This window comes from Microbacterium galbinum, assembly GCF_023091225.1.
GTDB classification, from domain to species: Bacteria; Actinomycetota; Actinomycetes; order Actinomycetales; family Microbacteriaceae; genus Microbacterium; species Microbacterium galbinum.
Genome location: NZ_JAHWXM010000001.1, coordinates 1462944 through 1488699, shown reverse-complemented (window position 1 = coordinate 1488699; position 25756 = coordinate 1462944). Strand labels below are relative to the sequence as shown.

General features: G+C 62.8%; 19 protein-coding genes. 11 read left to right on the top strand and 8 right to left on the bottom strand.

Annotation, left to right across the window (positions count from 1 at the left end):
- The first annotated feature begins 64 nt into the window (after positions 1 to 64).
- Genes KZC52_RS07160 through KZC52_RS07150 form a run of 3 tightly spaced genes read left to right on the top strand, consistent with a single transcriptional unit; the run spans position 65 to position 2609 of the window.
- Positions 65 to 805 (top strand): hypothetical protein, encoded by a 741-nt coding sequence (locus KZC52_RS07160; RefSeq protein WP_247623358.1) that lies wholly within the window; start codon positions 65 to 67, stop codon positions 803 to 805.
- Positions 802 to 1953 carry a sensor histidine kinase gene (locus KZC52_RS17550; protein WP_247623357.1) on the top strand — a complete coding sequence of 384 codons (1152 nt, stop codon included), beginning with the start codon at positions 802 to 804 and terminating at the stop codon, positions 1951 to 1953. Before KZC52_RS07160 ends, KZC52_RS17550 begins: the two co-directional genes overlap by 4 nt.
- Complete coding sequence (locus KZC52_RS07150; protein WP_247623356.1) at positions 1950 to 2609, top strand: response regulator transcription factor; 660 nt, start codon at positions 1950 to 1952, stop codon at positions 2607 to 2609. The genes KZC52_RS17550 and KZC52_RS07150 overlap by 4 nt, the downstream gene beginning before the upstream one ends.
- 6 nt (positions 2610 to 2615) lie before the next feature.
- Here the strand turns inward: KZC52_RS07150 and KZC52_RS07145 are convergent, their stop codons facing one another.
- The 4 genes from KZC52_RS07145 to KZC52_RS07130 all read right to left on the bottom strand — a co-directional run bounded on the left by KZC52_RS07145 (position 2616) and on the right by KZC52_RS07130 (position 9156).
- Entirely contained in the window at positions 2616 to 3137 is a 522-nt protein-coding gene (locus KZC52_RS07145; RefSeq protein ID WP_247623355.1) for a hypothetical protein, read from the bottom strand.
- A gap of 274 nt (positions 3138 to 3411) precedes the next feature.
- Positions 3412 to 4458, bottom strand: coding sequence for a LacI family DNA-binding transcriptional regulator (locus KZC52_RS07140; RefSeq protein ID WP_281731452.1), 1047 nt, complete (start codon positions 4456 to 4458; stop codon positions 3412 to 3414).
- 103 nt (positions 4459 to 4561) lie between these two features.
- Positions 4562 to 6841 carry an alpha-L-rhamnosidase gene (locus KZC52_RS07135; protein WP_247623353.1) on the bottom strand — a complete coding sequence of 760 codons (2280 nt, stop codon included), beginning with the start codon at positions 6839 to 6841 and terminating at the stop codon, positions 4562 to 4564.
- A 38-nt stretch (positions 6842 to 6879) separates the two neighbouring features.
- The gene (locus KZC52_RS07130; protein WP_247623352.1) at positions 6880 to 9156 is read right to left on the bottom strand and encodes a glycoside hydrolase family 3 N-terminal domain-containing protein; all 2277 of its coding nucleotides are present in this window, start codon (positions 9154 to 9156) and stop codon (positions 6880 to 6882) included.
- 295 nt (positions 9157 to 9451) lie between these two features.
- Here KZC52_RS07130 and KZC52_RS07125 point away from each other — a divergent pair, with 295 nt between their 5' ends.
- From KZC52_RS07125 to KZC52_RS07115, 3 genes are all read left to right on the top strand, one after another.
- The gene (locus KZC52_RS07125; protein ID WP_247623351.1) at positions 9452 to 10708 is read left to right on the top strand and encodes an ABC transporter substrate-binding protein; all 1257 of its coding nucleotides are present in this window, start codon (positions 9452 to 9454) and stop codon (positions 10706 to 10708) included.
- A 90-nt stretch (positions 10709 to 10798) separates the two neighbouring features.
- On the top strand, positions 10799 to 11725 hold the full coding sequence (locus KZC52_RS07120) for a carbohydrate ABC transporter permease (protein ID WP_247623350.1): 927 nt from the start codon (positions 10799 to 10801) through the stop codon (positions 11723 to 11725).
- Position 11726: 1 nt separating this feature from the next.
- Positions 11727 to 12548: a carbohydrate ABC transporter permease gene (locus tag KZC52_RS07115; protein WP_247623349.1), complete on the top strand. Its 822-nt coding sequence runs from the start codon at positions 11727 to 11729 to the stop codon at positions 12546 to 12548.
- Positions 12549 to 12591: 43 nt separating this feature from the next.
- Here KZC52_RS07115 and KZC52_RS07110 read toward each other — a convergent pair whose 3' ends face one another.
- Both KZC52_RS07110 and KZC52_RS07105 read right to left on the bottom strand, forming a co-directional pair.
- A complete protein-coding gene (locus tag KZC52_RS07110; protein ID WP_247623348.1) occupies positions 12592 to 14190 on the bottom strand; it encodes a bifunctional phosphatase PAP2/diacylglycerol kinase family protein in 1599 nt (532 codons plus the stop codon).
- An 11-nt stretch (positions 14191 to 14201) separates the two neighbouring features.
- Positions 14202 to 14456 (bottom strand): hypothetical protein, encoded by a 255-nt coding sequence (locus KZC52_RS07105; RefSeq protein ID WP_247623347.1) that lies wholly within the window; start codon positions 14454 to 14456, stop codon positions 14202 to 14204.
- 415 nt (positions 14457 to 14871) lie between these two features.
- On the opposite strand from KZC52_RS07105, the gene KZC52_RS07100 reads away from it, so the two are divergent.
- From KZC52_RS07100 to KZC52_RS07080, 5 genes are all read left to right on the top strand, one after another.
- The gene (locus tag KZC52_RS07100) at positions 14872 to 17316 is read left to right on the top strand and encodes a glycoside hydrolase family 2 protein (protein WP_247623346.1); all 2445 of its coding nucleotides are present in this window, start codon (positions 14872 to 14874) and stop codon (positions 17314 to 17316) included.
- A 189-nt stretch (positions 17317 to 17505) separates the two neighbouring features.
- Positions 17506 to 19035: an ABC transporter substrate-binding protein gene (locus tag KZC52_RS07095; protein ID WP_247623345.1), complete on the top strand. Its 1530-nt coding sequence runs from the start codon at positions 17506 to 17508 to the stop codon at positions 19033 to 19035.
- Positions 19036 to 19099: 64 nt separating this feature from the next.
- On the top strand, positions 19100 to 20041 hold the full coding sequence (locus tag KZC52_RS07090; protein ID WP_247623344.1) for an ABC transporter permease: 942 nt from the start codon (positions 19100 to 19102) through the stop codon (positions 20039 to 20041).
- Positions 20038 to 21870 (top strand): dipeptide/oligopeptide/nickel ABC transporter permease/ATP-binding protein, encoded by a 1833-nt coding sequence (locus KZC52_RS07085; protein ID WP_247623343.1) that lies wholly within the window; start codon positions 20038 to 20040, stop codon positions 21868 to 21870. Before KZC52_RS07090 ends, KZC52_RS07085 begins: the two co-directional genes overlap by 4 nt.
- The gene (locus KZC52_RS07080; protein WP_247623342.1) at positions 21867 to 22703 is read left to right on the top strand and encodes an ATP-binding cassette domain-containing protein; all 837 of its coding nucleotides are present in this window, start codon (positions 21867 to 21869) and stop codon (positions 22701 to 22703) included. The genes KZC52_RS07085 and KZC52_RS07080 overlap by 4 nt, the downstream gene beginning before the upstream one ends.
- A gap of 64 nt (positions 22704 to 22767) precedes the next feature.
- On the opposite strand, the gene KZC52_RS07075 is transcribed toward KZC52_RS07080, so the two are convergent.
- Both KZC52_RS07075 and KZC52_RS07070 read right to left on the bottom strand, forming a co-directional pair.
- Positions 22768 to 24966 carry an MMPL family transporter gene (locus tag KZC52_RS07075; protein ID WP_247623341.1) on the bottom strand — a complete coding sequence of 733 codons (2199 nt, stop codon included), beginning with the start codon at positions 24964 to 24966 and terminating at the stop codon, positions 22768 to 22770.
- Between the two features lie 119 nt (positions 24967 to 25085).
- Entirely contained in the window at positions 25086 to 25730 is a 645-nt protein-coding gene (locus tag KZC52_RS07070) for a TetR/AcrR family transcriptional regulator (protein ID WP_247623340.1), read from the bottom strand.
- Positions 25731 to 25756: the final 26 nt, after the last annotated feature.

Below are 25756 nucleotides of genomic sequence, written 5' to 3'. Positions count from 1 at the left end.
GTCCTCACGGCGATCACTGCCGTCGTGAACTCCAAGCGTCGCGCGTAACTTCGTGGCGGTCGTTATGGAAGTTCCGTCGGCAAAGCCGGACCGGCAGCCGACGGGACTTTCGTTTCGCGCTCGCATCCGTGCGGCCATTCACGACCGATCCCATCGCGGCATCGCGCTCGCTGGTCTGTCGATTCCCGGCAATATCGCGATGGCGGTGTGGAAAGCCGCGCTATTGCTGGCGGCTCCGTCGGTTTTCCTCCTCGTTAGCGTCCTGTTTGCCTTCGGCATTGCGACATGCAAGTTCGTTGCCGTGCGAGCGTACCGATCGTTCACTCGCGACGACGTGAAGTCAAGGGATGAGGCTGACTCCACGAGAGCGCGGGCTTATCGTGCGATCGGATGGATAATCTCTTTGCTAGCCGCCGCCTTCATCCTCGGCAACCTGACTACTTTGCTCGGATCCAGTGAGAGAACGGGGTACAGCTTGCCGATCGGCGTTGCCATCGCGGCGCTGGCATTCTGCGAGCTGATCATCTCGATCCATGGCATATGGTCCGCCCGGCGGGACAGAGACATCCTGGTCGAGGCGATCAAACACGCTAATCTCGCCGCCGCCTTCATACTGCTCGCGCTCACTCAGACCGCGATCATGTCCTTCGCGTACGACGATGATGCGACGGTAGCCAATTCGCTGGGTGGCGTCGTCTTCGGAAGCTTGGCTATGGCGATCGGCGTGAAGATGCTCCTGTATCCGCCGCAAAATCGGGCGGTCGCGGCCGAGCTGCCAGCGAGTAGTGGGAGTATCGAATCGTGACCATCCACCGGCCCGGCTTGAATCGTCAGCTTCAGTGGCTAGATCGGTCATCGGTCGTTGTTTCGCTTCTCGCGGCTATTACTGAAGTCGTCATCCTCCTGATCGCCGGGAGTGAGCCCACCCTCTACTTGGGGCTTGGCGTCACCGTCCTTGGTGTCTTCATCGCTCGTCCCCATCCGGCCCTCGGCATCATCGTGGTTGCGCTTGGCCCGATGGTCGCGACGATCGTCCAAGGGGATCCCCTCGTCCTTTGGACGATCGTGGTCTTCACCGCCTTTTCAGTAGCTCTTCGAGGTCTGCCTGGAATTGTCGTGGGTCTTCTGGCGGGCGCAGCAGCGTTCACCGCGGTCGTGCTCCACGACGGGTACGGCGTCTTGAACGCCACTGCTTTCACTGCATTAGCGATGGCGTTCACAGCGGCTGCCTCTGGAAGTGCCCTACGGAACTATGACCGCTACCGGAGTGAGCTCGTGCAACGCGCTGAAGACGCTATCGCCAGTCGGGAGTCGGAAGCCGAGAGAAGGGTTGCGCAGGAGCGCGTTCGAATTGCGCGTGATCTCCACGACATAGTCGGGCACGAAGTGGCCGTGCTGGGCATCCACCTCGGCGTCGCGGAGGTGGGGCTACCGGCGGGTTCAGGTGCGTCGAAGGACGCTATCGAAGCTGCGCGCAGATCTGTTCAGTCAATCCTCATCGAAACCCAGCGTATTCTGCGTGTGCTTCGCGCTGACGAGCCGGACGAAGTTGGTTCCCCTGCTCCGGACTACCCCGGTATCACTCGCGTCATCGACTCGTTCAGATCAGCGGGATTGACCGTCCAATCCGAGATCGCGGACGCCCCTGCCATGATCGATCCCGAGGTGTCAACTGCGGCATACAGAATCGTTCAGGAGGCGCTGACGAACGCGCAGCGACACGGAGATGGAGCTGTTCAGCTCACCATCTCGATAGGGGAAACAACTATGGCGATCACAGCATCGAACGAGATCCCGCCCGCCGGGGCAGAGTCTTCGAACGGCACCGGACTCGGGATCGTAGGTATGAAGGAACGAGCGTCGTCCGCAGGCGGCCGGTTGACTGTCCATCAGGACGACACCCGATTCAGCGTCATGGTGACCATGCGTCTCGACGGAGGGAAGCTCTCATGATCCGGTTGTTGATCGTCGACGATCAGGAAATGATCAGGGCAGGCCTGCGAGCTATCTTGGCGTCGCAGCCGGAGATCGAGGTCGTCGACGATGTCAGCGATGGATTCAAGGCGCTGGATCTCCTCGACCTTGAGACCGTCGATGTGGTTCTTATGGACATCCGCATGCCGGGCATCGACGGAGTCGAGGTCACGCGACGGATCCGGGCCAAATTCACCGCAGAGCAGCTTCGAGTGATTGTCCTCACCACGTTCGACAACGACGCCAACGTGCTCGCGGCACTAAGAGCAGGGGCGAACGGTTTTCTGAGCAAGGGAATCGGACCAGCCGATCTCGCAGCCGGTATACATGAAGTTGCGGCCGGCGGCGGCGCCCTTTCGGCTGCCGCGTCGGCCGCCCTCATCGGTCATGTCGCCGATGACACGCGACCGGCAGTTGACGAGGAGCTTGCCGAACGCTTTCAGGCGCTCACGCCGCGAGAGCACGATGTCGTCGTGGCTGTAGCCTCCGGCCTGGACAACGCGCAGATCGCAGCGCAGATGTTCTTGTCACCGTTCACCGTTAAGACACATGCGAATAGGGCGATGATGAAGCTCGGAGCGAGGGATAGAGCCCAGCTCGTAGCTTTCGCCTACCGAGCGGGCCTTGCCCGATGACGGAGGCTAGTCGCTGTCGCGCAAGCTTGCCGCCTCGTCGCACGCCCTTCGGAGGGAGGCGTACTCCGCGTCGATAAGCGACACGATCTCTCTTGCGCGTCTTATCTTCAGTGCTCTGAAGATAAGCGGAGGTGCCCCGCACAGTATCAACCCGAGCGCGGCGGCAGCGAAGAAGAGCACAGTGAATGCGCCAAGGTAGAGGAAGACAGCGAGTGCGACCAGCGCGAGTCCGGTGAAGCCGATTGCGAATGCTACGGCTCTCGCTCTTGTCGTTGCGGAGGTCTCCAATCGAGCGATCTTGTCCAGACCCGATTCGCATCGTCGTTGCAGCTCGATGAGCGCAACACGATGCGCCATGTTCCTGTCTCGCGAAAGGTCGAGCGTTCGTCCTTCGGGGGTGCCGTCGGTCACGGTCCAACCCAGGCTGAGGTAGACGCCGCGGATGAACGCTTCGTTCCTGTCCGTCGTGGCCACACTCACGTGCTCGAGCGCGGTCAGGTGTCCTGTGGGTGTTGCGGTCTCGTGCATGCCGAAGCTCCTCGATCGTTGAGATGGCGGTGAGTAGTGCAGCGACAGATCTGTCGCACGTCTTCAGCATGTGCGAAATGCTCCGCGCGTACCTCGTCTCCCAGCATCTGAAGAAGTACTGCATCTGAGGTAGCGCTGTGCGAGGAAACTGAGGTAGCCGAGAAGCAACCGGGACGAGGCGCTCGAGGGGTGAACGACGAGCGAACGCCGGCGCGGGGCCACATTCACAAGCTCGGCGCGGCGGCGAGTACGACGTCTACGATCTTGGTCGGTTCTACACGCCCGGGCGCGACGACGACGAGCGGGCGACGAGAGCCGGATCGAGTCGGACGTGGCGGGGGCTCGTTCTTTCGCCCGAGATCCGCTCCATGAGAAGTTCGATGGCCTTCTCTCCGGTGGTGAAACCGTACTGATCGACGGTCGTCAACGATACGAGCGGATGGCTTGCGAGTTCGATGTTGTCGTAGCCGACCACCGACACGTCCTGCGCGGTGAGGCCACGCTCCGCTACTGCTCGGAGTGCCCCGATCGCGAGGGTGTCGTTTCCCGCGAAGATTGCGGTGGGAGCGTCATCGGAGTCGAGCAGGGACGAAGCGACGGAATGCGCTGACGATTCCGATGCATCCGAGTAGATCACCTGCGAAGTAAGTTTCCGTTCCTGCATGATTCGCGAATAGGTCGCTTCACGAATCGCGTGAGGTGGGAGCGACGCCTCAGTGCTCTCGGTCGGGCGGACGGTCAGATGCGCGATTCGGCGATGCCCGAGCTCGAGCAGGTGCTCGATTGCGAGCGTTGCACCCGCTTGGTCGTCGTTCGTGACGGTGTCGTAGTTCTGCGGGTCGTCATGCCGTCCAAGGAGGACCATCGGCACGTACTCGGCGAGTCGGTCGAGGAAAGGTAGTCCGACGTCGAGGGAGATCGCGATGATCCCATCGACCTGGCGATCCACCAGCGCATCGAGGACCTTCTGGTCCGCATCATCGGTTCCGTCGAGAGAGGGAGCGATGATGAGCTGATATCCGCTTCCGCCGAGTTTTCGTGCGGCGCCGCTTGTCACCTGTGTGAAGAAGTCGTTCCCGAGCTGCGGCATCTCGGAACCGATGGCGATGGTGAAAGTTTGGCCGCGCATCCCTCGGGCGCCAGTGCGTGGGCGATAGTTGAGCTCTTCAATGGCTTTCTGCACTCGCTCCTGCATGGCGGGGCTGACGCCGTAGGCCTTGCGGATGACCTTCGACACGGCCCCTTCGGAGACGCCCGCGTGCTTCGCGACGTCCGCCAGTGAGGGTCGGCGGCGGCGCGGCGGCGCGCTCGAGTCGCTCATCGGTTCTCCCTCCGTGTGGGCATCCGCCCTTTCACCTCGATCACTGTACCCGTTTGTCGTCAATTGATATACGAAGGCCCCGGCGGCGGGCGGTCGACGACCCTCAGGCGAACGCGTCGACCGATGTAGTTGTTGCGGGCAGTGAAAGACTGTGGGTGCCTGATCCAAGCGGGCGGTCTTGGATTCCCTGCCACGAGAGGACGGCTGTCGCTCCTTCAGGGATGGTGGCCTGGAGCCGGATGACGTCGCCGTCACGTTCCCATCGCACGGAGACGCGCCCCTGAGGGGTGACCAGAGCGGTGTTCGCCCAGTCGACCCCGTCGCTGATCTTCGGCGCGATGAGGATCTCTTGATATCCGGGCTGAAGGGGTGCGATACCTCCGACGACGCGGTGCATCCAGTCCGCAACGGCGCCGAGGGCATAGTGATTGAAGCTCGTCATGTCGCCGGGGTTGATACTCCCGTCGGGGAGCATCGAGTCCCACCGCTCCCAGATGGTCGTCGCCCCCATCGTGACCGGATACAGCCAGGAGGGGCACTCCCGCTGGAGCAGCAGACGGTACGCGGCTTCGACTTGCCCGGTCGATGTCAGGGCGTCGGCGATGAACGGTGTTCCGGCGAAACCGGTGGAGATGTGGAAGCCGCTGTCGGCGACGAGCTGGGCCAGGCGGGCGCCGGCCGTTTCTCGCTCTTCGCCGTCGAGCAGCCCGAAGACGATGGCGAGGGAGTACACGGTCGTGCTGTCGCTGAGGATCCGGTCGCCGTGCACGTACTCGCGATGGAAAGCAGTGCGGAGCTCACGTGCCATCGATGCGAACTCCTCCGCCTCGGCCGTTCTACCGAGCACCTCCGCGGCAGCACGGATGCGGTCGGCCGAGCGATAGGCGCACGCCGTGGCGACGACTCCGGGATCGGCCTTTGCCGCCCCCGGTTGGTCAGCGGGCGCGTCGGGGTCGAGCCAGTCGCCGAACTGAAAGCCGGTGTCCCAGACTCCGGTCGGCGAGAGGAGGGAGCGCACCCGCCGCCCATGCGCGAGCATCGAGGCGAAGGAGTCGGAGAGGACGCGCGGGTCGCCGTACGCTTCCCAGAGGGACCAGGGCACCCAGACCGCGGCGTCGCTCCAGAAAGCAGCCGCTTCGTCGGCACCGGCGCCCGCTTGGGGTGTGACCGCGTACTTGAGGATGTCCGGCACGATGTAGGGGACGAGTCCGTCGCGGTTCGACTGTTCGAGGGCGAGGTCTCGCAGCCAGTCCGACAGGAAGTCCTTGACGTCGAACAGGAACGCTGCGGTGGGCGCGAAGGCCGAGAGGTCGCCGGTCCATCCGAGCCGCTCGTCGCGCTGGGGGCAGTCGGTGGGGATGTCGATGAAGTTGCCACGCATGCCCCGGACGACGTTGTCGTGCAGTTGGTTCAGTTCCGGCACGGAGCATTCGAAGTGGCCGAGTCGTTCGAGGTCCGATGAGATGACGATGGCGGTGATCGCGGTCGTCAGCTGTTCGATGTCGCCGCTCCAGCCGACGAGCTCGGCGTAGCGGAAGCCATGGAAGGTGAACGTGGGTTCGAACACATCGTCGCCGCCACTGAGGGTGAAGTGGTCGGTGCTGGTCGCGGAGCGAAGGGTTCGCATCGCCAGAGTTCCGTCTTCGAGGACTTCGGCCTGCCGAACGGTGATCGTCGTCCCGCGTTCGCCGCGCACCTGCAGGCGTGTGAAGCCGACGATGTTCTGTCCGAAGTCGATGAGTGCAGAGCCGGACGGGCTGCGCCAGATCTGCTGGGGCAGGAGTTCGTCGACACGGCGAACCGGGGGTGCGGTGTCCGGTTCCAAGGCGCCCTCGTAGGGGACGACTTTCACGCTGCCCCATTCGGACTCGTCGAACCCGGGAGTCTTCCAGCTGTCGTCGCGGAGTCGCGCGTCGATGCTCTGTCCGTCGTAGAAGTCGTTCGAGGTGATCTCGCTCGCACCGACGCTCCAGGTCGAGTCCGTGCCGATGGTCTGCTCGTGTCCGTCTTCGAAGGTGATGCGCAGTTCGGCGAATGCGGCGATCTCGTCGCCGTACCTCGCTGTCTCGATCCAGCCGAGGCGCCCCCGGTACCATCCGTTGCCGACGGCGATGCCTACCGTGAACGTCTTGTCGACCAGGTCGGTGACGTCGTGGTCGACGTAGTGGAGACGCCATTCGTAGCTGGTCCATCCCGGTGTGAGGAGGGCGTCGGAGACCGGCTCTCCGTTGATCCAGGCTTCGCAGATGCCCAGAGCGCTCAGAGACAGGATGGCCTGCCTGACCGTGCCGTGCCCTGAATCGAGTGCGAACTCGCGGCGGAACAGGGGCGCGGAGTCGGGTTCGTCGGTCGCGGCGATGAACTGTGATTTCCAGGTGGTCATGGTCGGCTTTCGTGTGGGGTGGGGATTCGTCGCGTTGGTCACTCGGTGGGCGCGGAGTGCACGACGTCGAAGTCGGCTCGGAGGAGGTCGCGGTCGCGGGAGCTTCGCCCCACGAGCAGCTCGAATCGCCCCGGCTCCACCACGCGCTGGCCGCGGGCGTCGACCAAGGACAGGTCGGACACCGGGATTTCCACGGGAACGGTCACGTTCGCCCCCGGAGGGACAGTCACCTGGGTGAAGGCCTTGAGCTCGCGGTCTGCCCACGTGGCGCTCGTGATGATGTCGCGCACGTAGACCTGGACGGTCTCGAGGGCGGGCCGCGTCCCGGTATTGCTGATCGTGACGTGAGCCTTCACCGTGCCCTCGAGAGGAGCTGCAGACGTGTCCACGATGAGGTCGCTGTATTCGACCGTCGTGTACCCCATGCCCTCGCCGAAGGCGAACAGCGGGTCCTGGGAGAGATCCGCGTAGCGGTCTCCGTGCTGCCCTCGGACGGTGTTGTAGTACACCGGCAGCTGACCGGCATGGCGGGGGAAGGAGATGGGCAGGCGGCCGGCGGGCTCGATTTCGCCGAGGAGCAACTCAGCGAGGGCACGGCCTCCCTGCATACCGGGGTTGAAAGCCTCGACGATGGCCGCGGCCTTGTCTGCGGACGGAGGAAGAACGGACGGCTTCGACTGGATGAGGACGAGGATCACGGGGGTCGTGGTCTCGACGAGCGCATCCAACAGTGCTGTCTGCGCGCCCTGAAGCTCGAGCGTTGCGGTCGACTTGTGCTCCCCGGCGAGTGCGACGGTGTCACCCAGGACGACAACGGCCCAGTCGGCCGCCTCCGCGACACGCACCGCTTCTCGGATCATCTCCGGGTCGGGCTCTGCGGGGATGAAGACCTTCGGGCGAGGCTGGCCGTCGCGAAGCACAGCACCGGCGGGGTCGTCGATCTCGACGCCGATGTCGGCTCCTCGTGCGTGGGCGATGGTCCATCCGTCAGGGGCCACGGCGCGGAAGCCATCCAGTGGGGTGGTCGTGAGGTCTCGGGGGTGCCCATCCGGCATCCAGTTGATCTGCCCCGAGGCGCCGGCCCAGTCGCCGAGTTGAGCGTGAGGATCGTCCGCGTTCGGTCCGATCACGGCGATGGTCGGCGCGGAGTCGCGGCCGGTGTCATTCAGGGGGAGTGTGCCGTCGTTGCGGAGCAGCACGAGCGAACGCCGCGCGATGTCGAGGTTCACCTGCGCGTGAGGAGATGACCCGATCACGGCCAGAGCGTCGGCGGAGCGGAGGCGTGCGCCGTCGAAGAGGCCCAGTTCGAACTTCAGTCGGAGGATGCGGCGCACGGCGTCGTCGATGAGGTTCTCGCTCAAGCGACCCTCGCGCACCGCCTGTTGTGCGGCGTCGAAGAACGCGGGAGTCGTCATGATGAAGTCGTTACCCGCCTCGACCGCCACGACCGCAGCCTCGACGTCGTCGGCGCAGACGTTCTGCTCCCACACCATCCTTCCGACGTTGTCCCAGTCGGTGACGAGAGTGCCACCGAAGCCCCATTCGCCCTTCAGCACGTCGCGCAGGAGCCACTTGTTCGCGGTGATGGGCACGCCGTCGATGGCCTGATAGCCGAGCATGAAGGTGCGGCAGCCGGCGTCGACGGCCCGCTGGAACGGCGGCAGGAACCAGGACCGCAACTTGCGCGGACTCAGATCGGCCTCGCTCGCATCGCGCCCACCCTGTGTCTCCGAGTATCCGGCGAAGTGCTTTGCGGTCGCGAGCACCGCGGTCGGATCGCTGAGGCCGTCGCCCTGGTAGCCGCGGATCATCGCGGCACCGAGCTCGCCGATGAGATACGGATCTTCGCCGAAGGTCTCGTTCACACGCCCCCATCTCGGATCGCGGGCGATGCAGAGAACCGGGGAGAAGGTCCAGTGCAGACCGGTCGCGGCGACCTCAATCGCCGTCACTCGCGCACCACGCTCGACCAGGTCCGTGTCCCAGGTCGATGCCATACCGAGCTGCGTCGGGAAGATCGTCGCGCCGGGCCAGAACGAGTGGCCATGGATGCAGTCGTCGGCCATCAGTAGGGGAATTCGGAGCCTGGTCTCCGCCACGAGCGCGGAGGACTCGAGGATTCGCTCCGGTGAGGCATGGAGGAGTGATCCGACGAGCTTCGAAGAGACGAGGTCGTCGAGGTCGCCGCGCGCGTCGAGCTGCAGCATCTGTCCGACCTTCTCGGCAAGGGTCATCCGCCCGAGGAGGTCGGTGAGGCGCTGGTCAATCGACAGGGAGTGGTCGAAGTACGGCAGGGTTTCGACATCGGTGGGCACGGAGCCTCCAAGCATCTTCGTTGATCGTCGAGGGGTTTTCCTCGCGTTTTCGGGCGAATGGTCCATCGCAGTGCCAGTCGCCGACCGGATCACGCTAACCGCCGCGCACCCGGCGTGTCAACCGATTTACACAATCGTGTCAACTGATTTACGTAAATCGGTTGACAGCGCGAGTATGGTGAGCTTAGTGTCGTTCTCGCATCGCACAGAGCAGCAGCTTGCCTGTCTCTGCGGCAGTCGTCGGAACCTACCGATTCAGACGTATCCCTGAAGTCCAATGGAGCATTTCATGCGCATGAAGTCAGCAGCAGTACTCCCCATCGCGGCCCTTTCGGTTATCGCGGTGGGCCTGGTCGGGTGTTCGACCGGAGGGGCGGGAGGCGGTGGAGACGACTCCACCCTCACCATCTCCGGCTGGAGCGGCGACGAGACGATGGAAGCGATCATCGCCGCCTTCGAGAAGGACAACCCGGGCGTGAATGTCGAGTTCACCGGCCTGCCGTGGCCGAACATCCTCACGCAGATCAACACCGAGCTGGTCTCCGGCACCGCATCCGACGTGGTCGTCGTTTTCCCCGGAAACGGGAACCCGATCACAGCCCAGACGCTCGCCAAGGGCGACTACCTGGTGGATCTCTCTTCGCAGCCATGGGTGTCGGAGTTCAACGATGCCAACAAGGCGGTCATGGGGGCGGACGGCGAGATCCTCATGGTCGCCAACAACTTCACCATCATCCCCGCCACGTACAACACGCAGGCGCTTGAAGAGCTCGGTGTCTCGGCTCCTCAGACGTGGAGCGAGGTGCTCGATCTCTGCACCGCGGCCAAGGACAAGGGCAAGGTCGCCTACGCGCTGGGCGGTCTCGCCGGAGGAACCTTCCACTACCTCCCTTACGCGCTCACCGCCACTCTCGTCGACGGACCGAACCCGGACTTCGCCACCGAGCAGGCAGCGGGAGACGTGACGTTCTCGGATTCGGAATGGTCAACCGCTTTCGAGCAGTACACCGAGATGCTGGACGCCGGATGCTTCACGACCGACACCCTCGGCACGAGCCTCGAGATCGCGCAGGAGCAGGTCGCGAAGGGCGACGCCGTCGGCATCGTCACGGTCAGCAACCACATCTCGGACATCGAGGGTTACGCGCCGGAGGGAACCACCTTCGAAACGGCCGCTTTCCCCGCCACGGATGACCCCTCGGAGACGATCCTCCCCGTCGGCCTCGGTGCCGGCTACGGCGTCAACGCCAAGGGCAATGTCGAACTCGCCAAGAAGTTCATCGACTTCTACATGTCTGAGGAAGGGCTGAACATTGCCCTGGATGCGGGATCGATCTTCCCGACCGTTCCCGTCGAGGGCTTCGAGCCCATCCCCGCCCTGGCGGGCGTCGCCGAGCAGGTGCAGAGCGACCGCACCGCTGCGTTCCCCGACCAGACCTGGCCGAACTCGAACGTGAACCAGGTCTACATGGACCAGGTCCAGAAGCTGCTCGGCGGCCAGACCAGCATCGCCGACGCGCTGGCAGCCATGGACAGCGCGTACGCCGAGTAGAACACTCACCGATGAAGGCGCGATGCGTCCCCAAAGACTGCATCGCGCCTTCATCCCCGACCCGAACAGACCAGACGAGGAAGTGTGATCATGGGAACACCCGCATTGCGTGAGAGCGCGACGCTCTTCCCGAAGAAGAGACGACGCCCCCACCGCGGCTACGCGAGTTCCGTGTGGTGGTTCGTTCTCCCCGCAGCGGTGCTCTACGTCTTCGCCGTCGTGGTCCCCAGCGCGCAGGGCAGCTTCTTCGCCTTCACGGACTGGGACGGCGTCAGTCCTAACCCGTCGCCGGTGGGCTTCGAGCAGTTCACGAAGATCCTCAGTGACCCGAACGCAGTCATCGCCATCCGCAACACCTTGCTCGTTGCCATTGTGGTCATGGTCGTGCAGAACATCCTCGGGCTCCTCATCGCCCTCGGCGTGAACTCGCGGATCAAGTCACGCAATGTCCTCCGCGTCCTGATCTTCGCTCCCGTCGTGATCACGTCCATCGCCGTGGGATTCCTTTGGAAGAATCTCCTCGCCCCGGACGGCGCCGTGAACCAGGGTCTCGAAGCCATTGGCCTCGGAGCGCTCCGTCAGAACTGGCTGGGCGACCCCGATGTCGCCATCTGGGCGATCATGATCGTGATGATCTGGCAGTTCGTCGGATACTCCATGGTCATCTTCCTCGCCGGCCTCCAGGGGATCCCTGATGAGGTGCTCGAGGCGGCCTCCATCGACGGCGCGGGATCGATCCGTCGGTTCTGGGACATCGTTCGGCCCATGCTCGCTCCCGCGATCACCATCAACCTGATGCTCTCGCTCATCAGCGGGCTCAAGGTCTTCGACCAGGTCTGGGTGATGACGCAGGGAGGCCCAGGAGGGGCGACCAACACCATCTCTACCCTGATCTACTCGAACGCGTTCCAGCTGGGGCGCTTTGGGTATGGGGCAGCCCTCGCGGTTGTCCTGACGATCTTCGTCGCGATTGCTTCTGCGATCCAGTATCGACTTCTCGCCCGGCAGGAGAGCTGACATGTACAGGTACACCTGGCGCACCGGCGTCCTCGAGGTCGTGATGATCCTCGTCGCTCTGATCTTCCTCTTCCCGATCTACGTGCTGTTCAACCTGGCCTTCAAGGCGACGGGCGACCAGAGCAGCACCCTCGCCCCGCCGGAGCGGTTCACCTTCGACAACTTCGCGCAGGCGTGGAGCCAGGGCGGCCTGGGCAACGCACTCATCAACAGTGCCATCGTGACCGTCGTCACCATCGCGATGATCGTCATCTTCTCTGCCGCTGCGGCGTACCCGCTCTCGCGAGTCGGAGCGCGCTGGTCGAAGATCACCTACTTCGCGTTCCTGGCCGGGCTCCTGCTTCCGGTGCAGCTCGCGCTCCTGCCGCTCTACCAGATCATCCGTGACCTCGGTCTTCTCGGAACCCTGTGGGGCGTCATCCTCGTCGGCGTCGGCGGGGCGATGCCGTTCTCGATCTTCCTCTACGCAGGCTTCATGCGGGCACTCCCCGCGGAGTACGAGGAAGCGGCCGCGCTCGACGGTGCGAGCGCGTTCCGCACGTTCTGGTCCGTGGTGTTCCCGCTCGTCCGACCCATCACCGGAACCGTCGCCATCCTCAACGCGGTCTGGACGTGGAACGACTTCCTGACGCCTCTGCTGTACCTCTCCGGGTCGCAGCAGAAGACGATCACCGTCGCCGTCTACGGCTTCGTTGGACAGTACGGCGCGCAGTGGAACCTGATCTTCGCCGGCATCATCATCAGCATTCTGCCGATCCTCGTGGCGTACTTCCTGCTCCAGAAGTACATCGTCCAAGGGTTCGCCGGTGGGCTGAAAGGCTGAGCATTGGGATTCCGCCCGAGAACGTCCCGCTACGCGCTCGTCGTCATCCGCGCTGAGGAGTCATGACGACGAGCGCACCGGGGACTACTCGAGCCGTGAAGGCGCTTGCAAGGCCCTCGACGTCTCCGTCGAGTTGGTAAGGAACGGGTCGATCGAGCACCACCTCGACGTGCTGTCCTCTCGCCCGTTGGAGTGTCGCATTCGGCGAGCTCGCCCGCCGCGCGCTGAGTAAGAGTCGAACCAATCCTTTGAAACCGCTCCCGCTGGACGCGATCAGCACGTGGATCTCTCCGTCGTCGGGCTCCGCTGCCGGAATCAGAGACAGTCCACCTTGCAGGCGGCCGACGTTTCCGAGGAGCACCATGACAGATGAGCCGCGGTAGATCTGCTTTCCATCGACCGAGACGGTAGCGCTGAACGGTCGCATTCGACGCTGTTGAGCGGCCGCAAGGACGTAAGCTCCCGCCTTGATCCACTTCTTCAGCGATGCCTTAGTGTCTCGCATGATCTGAGCGTCCAGTCCGACTCCAGCCATCACGGCGAATGGTGTCGCCCTTCCGTCAACGGCCCAGCGGACCATGTCGATCGCCCGACGCTGTCCGTGCAGTGCAACCTCGAGTGCCTCGTCCTCGTCCAAGGAGATCCCGAGGTTCCGACCCAACAGGTTCCCCGTACCGGCGGGAATCAGGGCAACGGGGATACTCGTGCTCGCGAGCTCCGCGCAGACTGTCCGCGCTGTGCCGTCGCCTCCCGCAACGAGCACGCGATCAACCCCCTCGGAGATGGCATACCTTGCCATCGCGCGGCCCGGGTCGTCCTGCCGCGTTTCGATCCACAGCGGCGGCTCCCAACCGCTCCGCGCCAATGCGAAGAGGACGCGGCGGCGAAAGAGGTCTATGTCGAGGATCTTCGCCGGGTTGTAGATCACTGCCGCTCTGCCCCCTGTATGGACAGGCAGGTTGCGTAGGCGCCACATCCTCCCTAGATCTTCCACACCGCTGAGCCACAATGCGCTCGTTGCGATGCTGACGCCAAGGAGGAAACCTCCGATGAGGTCGCTCAGACGGCCTGTGCCCATCGCCCACACGCTCATGGTGACGAGGATCATGAACATGACGCCGAGCGCCCATCGCTTTCGCCGTGATCTAGCGGACTTCCGCCCCGCGTTGGCAAGTGTGACGAGCACCCAGGTCAAGACCGTTGCTCCGACGATGTGCCCGGCCGGATACGAGTATCCCCACGAGGAGACGGAGTCTTCGAAAGTCGAAATCGGGTGAGGGCGACTGATGAGCGCGCGCTGGATATCCCAGATCGCGAGGCCCGCAGCGGCGACCGTCAGCGCGGTCGAGAGTCGTCGCTGGCGTTGGCGCCAAGATCCTACGGCTGCCACGATCGTGATCGCCAGAACGGCGTACGGGTGCGTTATCAGTGCGAACGCCTCCACCGCTTGTCCCGGCGTGGACCGTGGAGGGATCATCGGAGTGGGAATGAGCCGGTCGAGATCGGTTGTGGCGCCCGCAACGACGGCGGACGTCCACGCACAATACAGACCCAGCGAACACAGGAAGAAGATGAGCTCCGCTCTTCTCCGCCGCGGAGCATTCGTGCTGATTTGCGCCTGACCTCCCGTCTTGGTGGGCATCGCTTCTCTGGTCACGGATACATCTCTCGGATCCTCGTTTCCTTTCGCCGCGCCTTACGCGACTTCAGATCCTGATCAGGTGCCTTGAGTGAGCGCACCACGGCGCGACGCTCGGCCGAGGTCTGTGCGATCCGAACGATCTGAGAGATCATCACCACTCCGACCATCAACACCGCGAGAAGAGACGAGATCACGAACTCCGAGATCTCGAGCGTGATCTGCTGAGCGCTATCGATCGTCCGCCGCGCACATCGCAACGCACTCATCGTGAGCCAATCGACCCGCTTGCGTGCAGCGGGGATAGAGCCAGGGTGCTGACGTACGCCGTGGCCTGAGTTCCGACCTGAAGCAGAGTGCCTCCGATGAAGCTCATGAGGCAGTACGCCGGGTCGCCGGGTCGAGAAGCCGAGCCGACGCGGTCAGCCGCGGGAATGTTGCGTGACATGTGAACTCCTCACGAGAAACGTTGATGAGTCAAGTCTTCGCGTCACCGATCGAGTCGTAGTCGTCTGGCCGGATCGCTCTGCATCATTCGAACGCAGTAGATCGATTCGCTGTTGGAGCCTGTTGACTCGTGTCACTAAACATCGGCTATGGTGTGGTGACACGTGATACTCAGAGCGAAAGTGAATCCTCAATGAAGAGAATGGTTCGAGACGATCGGCGACTCGAGGCCCCGAGATGACCCGTGAGAGCTTCAACACGTCCTGGACCTACCGGGTGAAGGCGACGGCCTTCCAGGAACTCGGTGGTGCAAGCGCTGACGCCTGGCGTGACGTTACTCTGCCGCACGACGCGCTCCTCTCGTGTCCCCGAAGCGCTGACGTCGCACATGGTGAGACGACCGGGTACTTCCCGGGCGGTTCGTTCGAGTATCGACGCGTGTTGGTTGTTCCTGTCGAAGACCGGGGTAAGTACATCGCGCTCGAGTTCGGCGGTGTCTATCGCGATGCAAGCGTCTACGTCAATGGAGCGCTCGCGGGCCAGAATGCATTCGGCTACTCCCGTTTCGTTGTACGCATCGATCCGTACGTCCGATTCGGAGCCGAGAACGAGATACGGGTGGAATGCCGAGCACACCTCGATTCACGTTGGTACACCGGCGCCGGCATCTACAGGGATGTCTTCAAGGTCGTCAAGAATCCATTGCGGATCGCCGTGGACAGCCTCCGGGTGTCGACGCCCGATGTGGACGCGGAGAGAGCGATCGTCGAGATCGAGTCTCTCATCGAGAACTCCGACGTCGCGACCGCGTCGCCTTACCTCACGGCCATCGTCATCTCTCCTGAAGGGGTGGAAGTGGCCCGCCAGAGAACCCCTGTGACCTTGCTGCCGGGCGAGTCCGCACGAGCTCGATTCCGACTGCGAGTTCCGACGCCGATGCGCTGGAGCGTGGACACACCCGACCTTTACGAGGCGCGCCTCGAGCTGGCGGACGGCGAGCAATGCGTCGATGCCGAAGCCACGGCCTTCGGCATCCGCACGCTGCAACTCGATGCCCTTCACGGCTTGCGCATCAACGGGGAGCAGGTCAAGTTGCGCGGCGCCTGCATCCACGCTGACAACGGGCCGCTCGGAGCCGCGGCGATCGCCCGCGCAGAAGAGCGAAAGATCCAGCTCCTCAAGGCGGCCGGTTTCAATGCGATCCGCAGCTCTCATCATCCGGCAAGTCCAGCTCTTCTCGACGCGTGCGATCGTCTGGGCATGCTCGTCATGGATGAGACGTTCGACGTGTGGACATCATCGAAGAGCGACTTCGATTACTCGTTCAACTTCCCGCGCTGGTGGGAAGACGACTTGCAGTCGCTGGTTGCGAAGGACTTCAACCACCCCAGTGTCATCTTCTATTCGATAGGGAACGAGATCCCTGAAACGGGTGATCGATTCGGCGGGCGAATGAGTCGACAGCTCGCCGAGAAGCTCCGATCGCTCGACAGAACGCGCTTCATCACCAACGGCATCAACGGCTTCGTCTCGGTCCTTGACACAGTGATCGAATCGATGCGCCAGCGGCGTGAGGCGGCCGCCGTCGGGGGAGGGGTGAACCAGATGATGGGGGACTTCGGGCAGATGATGGGCCAGATTCAAGCTTCCCCGATGGTGACCGCTCGAACGGAGGAGGCATTCGCCGTTCTTGACGTCGCCGGGATGAACTACGGTACATCGCGCTACACACAGGATGTGGCCGAGTTCCCCGATCGCATCATCGTCGGCGCCGAAACATGGCCCGCGCAGATCGATGAGAACTGGGCTCTCGTCAGGCAGCATGCGAACGTGATTGGTGACTTCACCTGGACTGGGCTGGACTACCTCGGGGAGACAGGCTTGGGCGGCGTGAAGTATGCCGACGAATCGACGAGCGGTTCCTCATTCGTGACGCAGTTTCCCGGGTTGACGGCCTGGAGCGGCGACCTCGACATCACGGGCCATCGGCGTCCGGTGTCCTACTACCGCGAGATCGTCTTCGGGCTGCGGGCCGAGCCGTACATTGCGGTACAGCGACCTCACCGGTACGGGGCGCCGATCGCCGTTTCGCCTCCGTGGGCATGGAGCGATACGGTCTCGAGCTGGTCATGGGGAGGGTTCGAAGGCCAGCCGGTTCACGTGGAGGTCTACGCGGACGCTGATCACGTTCAGCTTGAGCTCGATGGCGCAACGATCGCAAGGGCAGCTGTAGGTACCACCCGCGCGTACCGAGCCGAGTTCGAGACGATTTTCGAGCCGGGGACACTCACCGCGGTGGCATTCCGGGACGGGCAAGAGGTTGGGCGATCGAGTCTCTCCTCGGCGACAGGTGGATTAAGGCTCGAAGTCGTCGCCGACCGCCAAGAGCTCGTGAATGGGACGGGGGATCTCGCTTTTATCGAGATACGACTGGTGGACGATGAAGGCACCGTCCGAAACGTTGACGATCGTAGAGTCGCGGTCGAAGTGTCCGGAGCAGGCCAGCTGCAAGGTATGGGCAGCGGGAACCCTGTGACGACAGACTCGTTCTCCGCCGGGGACTACACAACGTTCGATGGGCGTGCTCTTGCCGTTGTTCGGCCCACGGGTCGCGGAGACGTCACACTGCGAGTGACGGCCGACGGCTGCGATGCAGTTCAGCTGTCCCTCACCGTCATATAGGTCCGCTTGGTTCCTACGTCCGCACGGTTACGGGACCGTTACTGGACTTAAGTAACACGTGTGCTCTAGCGTGAGTGACGCGTGTTACTAGTTCGTCCCACCGTAGCTCGCAGGGAGCAATGCAGCTAGAACGACCAGTGCCTTTTCGGATGGTCCGCATCATCAAAATCACGACAAAGGAGTCAGAAGATGAGAATCACCGCACCCATACGTGCCGCCGTGGCCGTGACGACTGTGGCTGTGCTGGTGCTCGCAGGCTGTGCGAGCACCAGCACGACCGATCGCAGCCCCGATGCGGACCAGACACTCCGGATTCACGTGCAGGCGCCTCCGGCGAACTGGTCGATCGGACAGTGGTCAGGTGGCGACGCAACGATGTTCCTGTCCGTGTACGACACGATCATTGGCGCAGACCTCAATGGAAACCTCGTGCCGGCGATCGCGGAGTCGTGGGAGTACGACGACACACGCACGCAGCTGACACTGCACATTCGAGATGACATGACTTTCACGGATGACACCCCGGTCGACGCGCCTGCGGTCGCCGCGTCGCTCGACGCATCGCGAGCCGGAACATCGACAGCGGACAACCTGGCTGCGATCTCCAACGTGGAAGCGGTGGACGAGTCTACTGTGATCGTCTCGCTCAGCGCTCCAGACGCTGCGCTTCTCGGTCGTCTGGCGGGGAATCCTGGAGCAGTGGGAGCTACCGAGGTGCTCACCGCCGAGAGCTCTCAGCTCACTCCCGTGGGTTCTGGACCGTACACGCTCGATGTCGACGCGACGACGGTAGGCGCCACCTACGTGCTCGAGCGCAACGACGACAACTGGAACGCGGGCGCCTACCCGTTCGAGACTGTCGAGGTCAGTGTCATTCAAGATCCGACCGCCGTTCAGAACGCTGTTCAGGCGTCGCAGCTGGACTACGCAGGCGTCCCGTCCGTCGACATCGTCAAGCAGTTCAGCGCGGCCGACTTCACTTCCGGCAACAACAGCCCGAACTCGCTCGGGGTCCTCTGGATCGCTGACCATGAGGGCGCGATCATCCCAGCGCTGGCAGATGTGCGCGTGCGCAAGGCCATCAATCTCGCTATCGATCGCGACTCGATCGCTCAGGCGATCAACCAGGGAGCGAACAACCCGACTGCGCAGTACGTGAATCCGAACGGGCCCGTTTACGACGAGACGCTGAACGATCTTTATGCGTACGACCTCGCGGCGGCGAAAGAGCTGATGACCGAGGCCGGCTACGCCGACGGGTTCGAAGTGACGATGCCGAGCACCGTAGTCTCGGTCACATACGAGTCCGTCATCACTCAGTCGTTGGCCGATATCGGAATCACAGTGACGTGGGAAACGGTGCCGTTCCAAGACTTCTACGCGAAAGTCTTCGGCGGGAGCTACGCGATGTTCTTCATGTTCAACGGCTTCTCGGTGGACGCGGCGAGCGACATGGACGCCACGCTCGAAGGTGTGTTCAACCCGTTCCGCTCGTCGACGCCTGAGCTCGACGAGCTGCTCAGCGCTGCGCGGGCATCGAGCGAAGAGGATGCGGATGCGAACTACAGCGCAGTCAATGCCTACCTCGTCGAGGAAGCCTGGAATGTTCCGATCACTTACATCACCGGGTTCTATGTAGCTTCCAACGACATCAAGTACACCTCTCCGGCGGTCATCGGACAGAGCTTGCTGCCGTACAAGCCGGCCGACAGCAAGTAACGAGAACGAGTGGCGGCATGGGACGGGTAACTCTCGGTCCCATGCCGCCCATAAGGAGACTCACGTGACCCTGTTCCTATTGCGCCGTCTTGGCGCAGGCCTTGTGCTGATCTTCATCGTCACGGGCATCACCTTCTTTCTGACTTTCGGGGCGAACATCCCCGTGGCTTTCAACATCCTCGGCCCGAACGCTACGCAGGCACAGATCGCTGCGCTCAACGCCCAGTTGGGGCTGGATCAGCCGATCGTTCAGCAGTACTTCAACTGGCTGTCGGGCGTGTTCCAGGGCAATCTCGGAAACTCCTACTTCACTAGTCAGCCGGTGACTGACGCACTTGCCAGCAGGCTTCCGGTCACGCTCTCCGTGGTCGTCATCGCGTGCATCATCACGATCCTCGTCAGCGTGACTCTTGGCGTGGCTTCGGCAGCGAGGTCCGGATTTCTCGATACCGTTCTCCAAGCTTTCTCGACCATTGCACACGTCTTTCCGGCCATCATTCTCGGGATCGTGCTTGTCTACGTGTTCGCGATCACGCTTGGCTGGGTGCCCGCGATCGGATTCGTGCCACTGGGCACTTCGTTCGGCGGATGGTTTGCGTCCATCATCCTTCCGGCGATCGTGCTCGCCATCGGAGGGATCGCGTCTCTTGCGGCGCAGATTCGAGGATCGATGATTGACGAGCTCGGTCGCGACTACGTCCGCACGTTGCGCAGCCGCGGCGTGTCCAACACATCCATCCTGCTCAAGCACGCCCTACGCAATGCGGCAGGGCCGGCGCTGACTACCTTCTCCCTGCTCTTCATCACGATGTTTGGCGCATCACTGTTCATCGAAAAGATCTTCGCTCTCCCGGGGTACGGAACTTACGGATTCAACGCAACAATCCAGGGCGACCTGCCGGCAATGCTCGGCGTCACTCTGTTCAGCGTCGTCCTTGTCGTTGTCGTGAACCTCATCGTCGACATCGCTAACGGCTGGCTCAACCCCAAGGTGAGGATCTCATGACCGTCTACGACCCGCAGACCCTGATCGAGCCGCACGTGACGCCTCTCCGACGTCGTGCAGGCTCGTTCCGGCGCCTGCTTCGCAAACCCTTCGGGTTGGTTTCTCTGATCGTCCTCGCTGGACTTGTGCTCCTCGGAATTCTCGAGCCAGTGTTGACTGCCCATAGCCCGAACGAGAGTTCGCTGGCACTCATCAACGCCGCCCCGGGCACGGATGGCTATCTGCTCGGCGGAGACCAGAATGGTCGGGACATCTGGGCTCGCGTCCTGACGTCAATCAACGTTTCTGTCATCTCAGCGTTGATCGGAGGGGGAGTAGCGATTGTCGTCGGTGCGACAGCGGGACTGATCTCTGGATACATCGGAAAGCGCACGGATGCCGTGACATCGTGGGTCTTCAACCTCCTCATGAGCTTTCCGTCTCTCGTCCTCGTTATCGTGCTGTACCCCGTGACCGGCGGCACCTATCAGGCGATGATGGTGATCTTCGGACTCTTCCTCGCCCCGAACATCTACCGTCTGGTGCGCAATCTCGTGGTCGGCGTGCGGAACGAACTGTATGTTGATGCAGCTCGCGTGTCAGGTCTTCCGAATCGTCGGATTCTCGCCCGCCATGTGTTCTATGCCGTGCGAGGCCCCGTGATCATCGCCTCGGCGTTCATGGCGAGCACTGCCATCGGGGTGCAGGCGGGGCTGGCGTTCATGGGCTTGGGATCCACGCAGATTCCGAGCTTCGGGGCGATGACGGCGGATGCGTTCATTAACATCTATGCCCATCCCTGGCAGCTGGTCTGGCCGGCGGGCTTTCTGGCACTCTTCAGCGGAAGCTTGATGCTCCTCGGCAACGCGTATCGCGATGTACTGGCAGGGCCGCAGTCCACCACCAGGATTCGAAAGCGGCGAACGGATGAAGCCGTTGTCGAGGCGGACAACCCCGGCCGTGCCATTGCTGACGATGCCTCTCTCTCAGGAGCGTCAACCTCACGAACGCAGGGACTTCTCACTGTGCGTGACTTGAGGGTGGAATACCCCCAGCAGGATGAATCCGCAAAGGCAGTTGTTAAGGGAGTGTCGTTCGAAGTAGGGCCGGGTGAGATCGTCGGTCTAGTGGGAGAGTCCGGTTCAGGAAAAAGTCAAACGGCCTTCTCAATCCTGGGGCTGCTTCCGAAGGAAGCCAGAATCCGAGCGAGCGAACTCTCTCTCGCGGGCGAATCGCTACTCGGGCGAAACTCACGCGGGATGCGCAAGGTGCGGGGAAGCGTTGTCTCGTACATTCCGCAGGAGCCTATGTCGAACCTCGACCCGTCGTTCACTGTAGGCAGTCAACTGATCGAGGGCCTGAAACACGGCATGACACGGAAAGAGGCCACGGAGACTATTCTCGAACTCCTGCACCGGGTCGGGATTCCGGACCCGAAACGGACATTCGCCTCGTACCCGCATCAGATCTCAGGCGGAATGGCGCAGCGCGTGCTCATCGCCGGGGCGGTCGCGACCAGGCCGAAGCTCCTCATCGCGGATGAACCAACCACTGCACTCGATGTGACCGTCCAAGCGGAGATCCTCGATCTTCTGCGCGATCTTCAAGGCGAGCTTGGGATGGGCGTGCTGCTCGTAACACACAACTTCGGGGTCGTCGCGGATCTGTGCGACCGGGTTCTCGTGATGCGCTCAGGAGAGCTGGTCGAGAGCGGTGACGTCGCTTCCATCTTCCACACGCCCTCGCACCCGTACACGAGGGAACTCATCGGCGCCATTCTCGACGAAGAGACCGTGCGAGCGGATGCGGTAAACACGCGGTCCCGATCTGAAACGGAGGCGGCCAGATGAACGAGCTGCTGAGCATCACTGATCTTCGACTCCGGTACCCGGGGCGTGGCTTTCGCGCCTCATCCCCGGAGGTTCTTCGAGGAGTCTCGTTAGACATCTCGGCAGGCGAGACCCTCGGTCTGGTCGGAGAGTCCGGGTCAGGGAAGACCACGATCGGTCGAGCAGTCCTTGGTCTCGCCGCTCCCACGGGCGGCACCATCACTTATGGAGGGCGGGACATCACCCATCTGTCCCATCGGCAGCGGAGGCCGCTGGCGAGGGACATCCAAGTCGTGTTCCAGGATCCTTACACCTCGCTCAATCCTGCCCTCCAGATCGCGGACACCCTATCCGAGCCTCTTGTCGCCCAAGGCGTGGACGCGCGGGAAGCGCGCAAGCGCGTGGCTCAGCTATTGGATCGAGTCGGAATGCCGTCCGACGCGGCAACTCGCTACCCGCGTGAATTCAGCGGGGGGCAGCGACAAAGGATTGCAATTGCCCGAGCCCTGGCTTTGGAGCCGAAGCTCATCGTGTGCGATGAGCCGGTGTCGGCGCTCGACCTCACGACTCAGGCTCGCGTACTGGAGCTCCTGATCGAACTTCAGAAGGCCACCGGAGTGGCGTACCTCTTCATAACGCACGACCTGTCCGTCGTTCGTCACGTCAGTCACCGAATCGCTGTGATGTATAAGGGGCAGATCGTCGAAACCGGTTCGGCCGTCGACGTGACCACTCGGCCGCAGGACACGTATACGAAGGAGCTTCTCCTGGCAGCTCCGACTGCCGATCCGGCGCGCCAACGCGAACGTAGAGAGGCTAGACGACGCCTTCGACTCGCGACGAGCGGCACCTGACAGCTGGTCGCCGAAGAGGGGTCGATGCCTCGAAAGGCATCGACCCCTCTGATTGCGCTTAGCTCTAGCCGATCAGGGCGGGCTGCGGAGCTTCCTTCCGTTCTTCATTGTCGAGAGAGTGTCCTTCGACATCCACATCCGGAAGGATCTTGTCCAACCACTTCGGAATCCACCACGCGGACTTACCGAGCAGCGAGAGCAGCGCCGGCATGAGCACGAGGCGAACGATGAACGCGTCTGCAGCGACTCCGACCATCAGCCCGAAAGCGATGGAGGCACCGATCGCGAAATGGCTTGTGGCGAATCCCGCGAAGACCACGATCATGATCGTCGCGGCAGCGACGAGGACCGGCCCGGAGCGTGCGAACCCTTCGCGGATTGCGGCCTTGGGCTCCATGCCCTTTCGGTGCATCTCCTGAATTCGTGAGACCAGGAACACTTGATAGTCCATTGCGAGACCGAAGAGCACGCCGACGAGTAGCAGAGGGAGCAGGCTGAGCATCGGGTCGCCCTGCGGGGCGGCGATGACCGCGTCCAGCCAACCCCACTGGAAGACGGCTACCGAAGCACCGAACGAAGCGCCGACGGAGAGCAGGAACCCGATGGTTGCGACCACAGGAATCAACAGGGAACGGAACAACACGACCAGCAGCAGGATCGAGATCACAACGATCACTACGACGTATTTGATCAAGGCCTGCATCAACTGCTCGTCTTGGTCGATTCCGATCGCCGTCTCGCCAGTCACCTCCAGATGGACGCCTTGCACGTCGTCAGCGCGATCGCGGATGGCGTGCACCAGGTCCTTGGTCTCGTCATCGATCGGGCCCCCCTCCGGGATGATCGTGATGCGTGCGACATCCTCGTCGGCATTGAGCTCCGCGGGAACCACCTGCTGGACGCTGTCTAGCGCAGCGAGGTCACGCTCGACCTTCGCGAGTTCGGTCGTGACACTGTCGCCCTCGATGAGGACAATGAGCGGACTCTGAATGCCACCGAACTCATCGAGAATCAGATTGTACGCAGCCCTCTCTGTTGTCGAGGGGTCGGATCCGCCGGGAACATTGAACGCTGTTTTCATGCTTGCCATAGGCAGCGCGGCGACGATCAGGATCAGCACCCCGGCGAAGAGGGACACAAGCGGTCGGTTGACCACGAAGCTTCCCCATCCGCGCATGATGCCACGCCGCTGCTTCTGGCCCTCCGACCACAGTTCACCCCGCTCCAGCGCCTTGCGCTGCTTTCGGGAGAGAGCGCGAAGCCCGAGGAATCGCATGAGTGCCGGTAGCAGAGTGAGCGCGAGGAGAACGGAGACGAGTACGGCGAACGCGGCCGCAACGCCCATCTCTGTCATGAAGCTCAGGTTGGCGACAAGGAGTGCGACGAGCGCGACGATGACGGTGAGGCCAGCGAACACGACCGCGGTGCCCGCCGTGCCCGTGGCCCGAGCAACAGCGTCTTCGACGCTTCTTCCGCTACGAAGTTCATTTCGGAAGCGTGACAGGATGAACAGGTTGTAATCGATACCGACAGCGAGCCCGAGCATCGAGGCGAGGATGATCGAGTTGTCGCCGATGGGGAACAACGATCCGTAGGCGAGGATGCCAACGAGTCCGACGCCGACGCCGAAGACTGCGATCAGCAGGTTGATACCGGCTGCGATCAGTGAGCCGAACGTGAGTGCGAGCACGATGAACGCGATGACGACACCTGCGCCTTCGCCCGGACCGGGCGCCGGCGCCCCCAAAGGCACGAGGTTTCCGCCGAGCTCAACGCCAAGCGACCCGGGTGCGTTCTCCTGCAGGTCAAGAGCGGCCTCGTAGTAGTCCTTCTCCTCCTCCTCGGTCAGCTCGCCGTACGAGAGGGTTGCGACGGCAAGCGTCCCGTCCTCGGAGACGAAGGGGCTGCTCGGGTCGAGGGGGTCAGTCACCGATTGGACTCCGGGCAGGCCGGAGGCATCGTGGAGGATGTCGGCGATCTCAGCCGCGATCTTCGGAGACGTTACGTCGCCGTCAGGGGCGAACACGAGCTGCAGAGTTGCACCCGAGGTGCTTGAGGATGCGGGAAACTCTTCGTTCATCCGCTCCAGGGCGAGAGAAGCAGGGGAGTCGGGAATCGATGTCTCGGCTTTTCCGGCCGAGTCTGAGGACGAGCCAGCGACGAAGACTCCGATGAGTGCGGCGAAGATCACCACCCACGCCACCACCACCACCCACCGGAAGCGCGAGCTGAAGCGCCCGACATGTGACAAGAAAGTAGACATCGAAATCCTAACTAGATGAGGGGGAAACAAGTTCGACCTCAAGAATTCCAAGCGTCAAAGGATCCCGAACCGTCCTGGCGAACCGCTAGACCTACTGCAGTTGCAGTAGGTCTAGGTCTTCAAGCTTCGGCGATCGCGCGTTCGAACGCCTGTTTGGCCTCCATGACGTTCTGTCCCGTCAGTTGCCTAAAACTCGCGAGAATCTCATCGGCGAGATCGAACGACGGGTCCACTAGCCAGTGCGCTTGCAACCCATCCCACATCGCGACGAAGCGTCGCGCGACAGACTCCGCCTCGAGGTCGGGGTGCGCCAGGCCTCTGTGCTGTCGGTGCCGCAACATATTCGCGAAACCTTGAACGGCAGCGGCGTTGTGCGCGACGAAATACGCATGCGCCGGATGCTCGGCCTCTTGCGCCCGTGCGCTCAAGTACACGACTAGGCGAACCTTCCACTCGTGCTGAGCGTCGAGCCGAGCAAGTATCGAGACGACGTGATCGACATCACGCAACTGCTTGTCGTCCAGCCCTCCGACATCGTCGGTCGTTAGGCGGTCCGACAACTCAAGCGCTGCGACCAGGACGTGGTCCTTGGTCGGGAAGTGATAGAACAGCGACCTTTCGCTGATGCCCGCAGCGTGGGCCACCTGCGCGACGGTGAGGTCCGAATGCCCTCCTTGCTCGATGAGGGTGAGGGCGGCGCGGGCGACGGCTGTGCGGCGGGTGGCCGACTTGGCGTACTGACCACGCTCGGTGCGATTGCTCATGGTCACATGTTACTGCTTAATACTGC

Bases quoted from the DNA above. Each gene is read 5' to 3' on its own strand.
- KZC52_RS07160 (WP_247623358.1), top strand. From the start codon at position 65: ATGGAAGTTCCGTCGGCAAAGCCGGACCGGCAGCCGACGGGACTTTCG.
- KZC52_RS07150 (WP_247623356.1), top strand. From the start codon at position 1,950: ATGATCCGGTTGTTGATCGTCGACGATCAGGAAATGATCAGGGCAGGC.
- KZC52_RS07145 (WP_247623355.1), bottom strand. From the start codon at position 3,137: ATGCACGAGACCGCAACACCCACAGGACACCTGACCGCGCTCGAGCAC.
- KZC52_RS07140 (WP_281731452.1), bottom strand. From the start codon at position 4,458: ATGAGCGACTCGAGCGCGCCGCCGCGCCGCCGCCGACCCTCACTGGCG.
- KZC52_RS07135 (WP_247623353.1), bottom strand. From the start codon at position 6,841: ATGACCACCTGGAAATCACAGTTCATCGCCGCGACCGACGAACCCGAC.
- KZC52_RS07125 (WP_247623351.1), top strand. From the start codon at position 9,452: ATGAAGTCAGCAGCAGTACTCCCCATCGCGGCCCTTTCGGTTATCGCG.
- KZC52_RS07120 (WP_247623350.1), top strand. From the start codon at position 10,799: ATGGGAACACCCGCATTGCGTGAGAGCGCGACGCTCTTCCCGAAGAAG.
- KZC52_RS07115 (WP_247623349.1), top strand. From the start codon at position 11,727: ATGTACAGGTACACCTGGCGCACCGGCGTCCTCGAGGTCGTGATGATC.
- KZC52_RS07110 (WP_247623348.1), bottom strand. From the start codon at position 14,190: ATGCCCACCAAGACGGGAGGTCAGGCGCAAATCAGCACGAATGCTCCG.
- KZC52_RS07105 (WP_247623347.1), bottom strand. From the start codon at position 14,456: ATGAGTGCGTTGCGATGTGCGCGGCGGACGATCGATAGCGCTCAGCAG.
- KZC52_RS07100 (WP_247623346.1), top strand. From the start codon at position 14,872: ATGACCCGTGAGAGCTTCAACACGTCCTGGACCTACCGGGTGAAGGCG.
- KZC52_RS07095 (WP_247623345.1), top strand. From the start codon at position 17,506: ATGAGAATCACCGCACCCATACGTGCCGCCGTGGCCGTGACGACTGTG.
- KZC52_RS07085 (WP_247623343.1), top strand. From the start codon at position 20,038: ATGACCGTCTACGACCCGCAGACCCTGATCGAGCCGCACGTGACGCCT.
- KZC52_RS07080 (WP_247623342.1), top strand. From the start codon at position 21,867: ATGAACGAGCTGCTGAGCATCACTGATCTTCGACTCCGGTACCCGGGG.
- KZC52_RS07075 (WP_247623341.1), bottom strand. From the start codon at position 24,966: ATGTCTACTTTCTTGTCACATGTCGGGCGCTTCAGCTCGCGCTTCCGG.
- KZC52_RS07070 (WP_247623340.1), bottom strand. From the start codon at position 25,730: ATGAGCAATCGCACCGAGCGTGGTCAGTACGCCAAGTCGGCCACCCGC.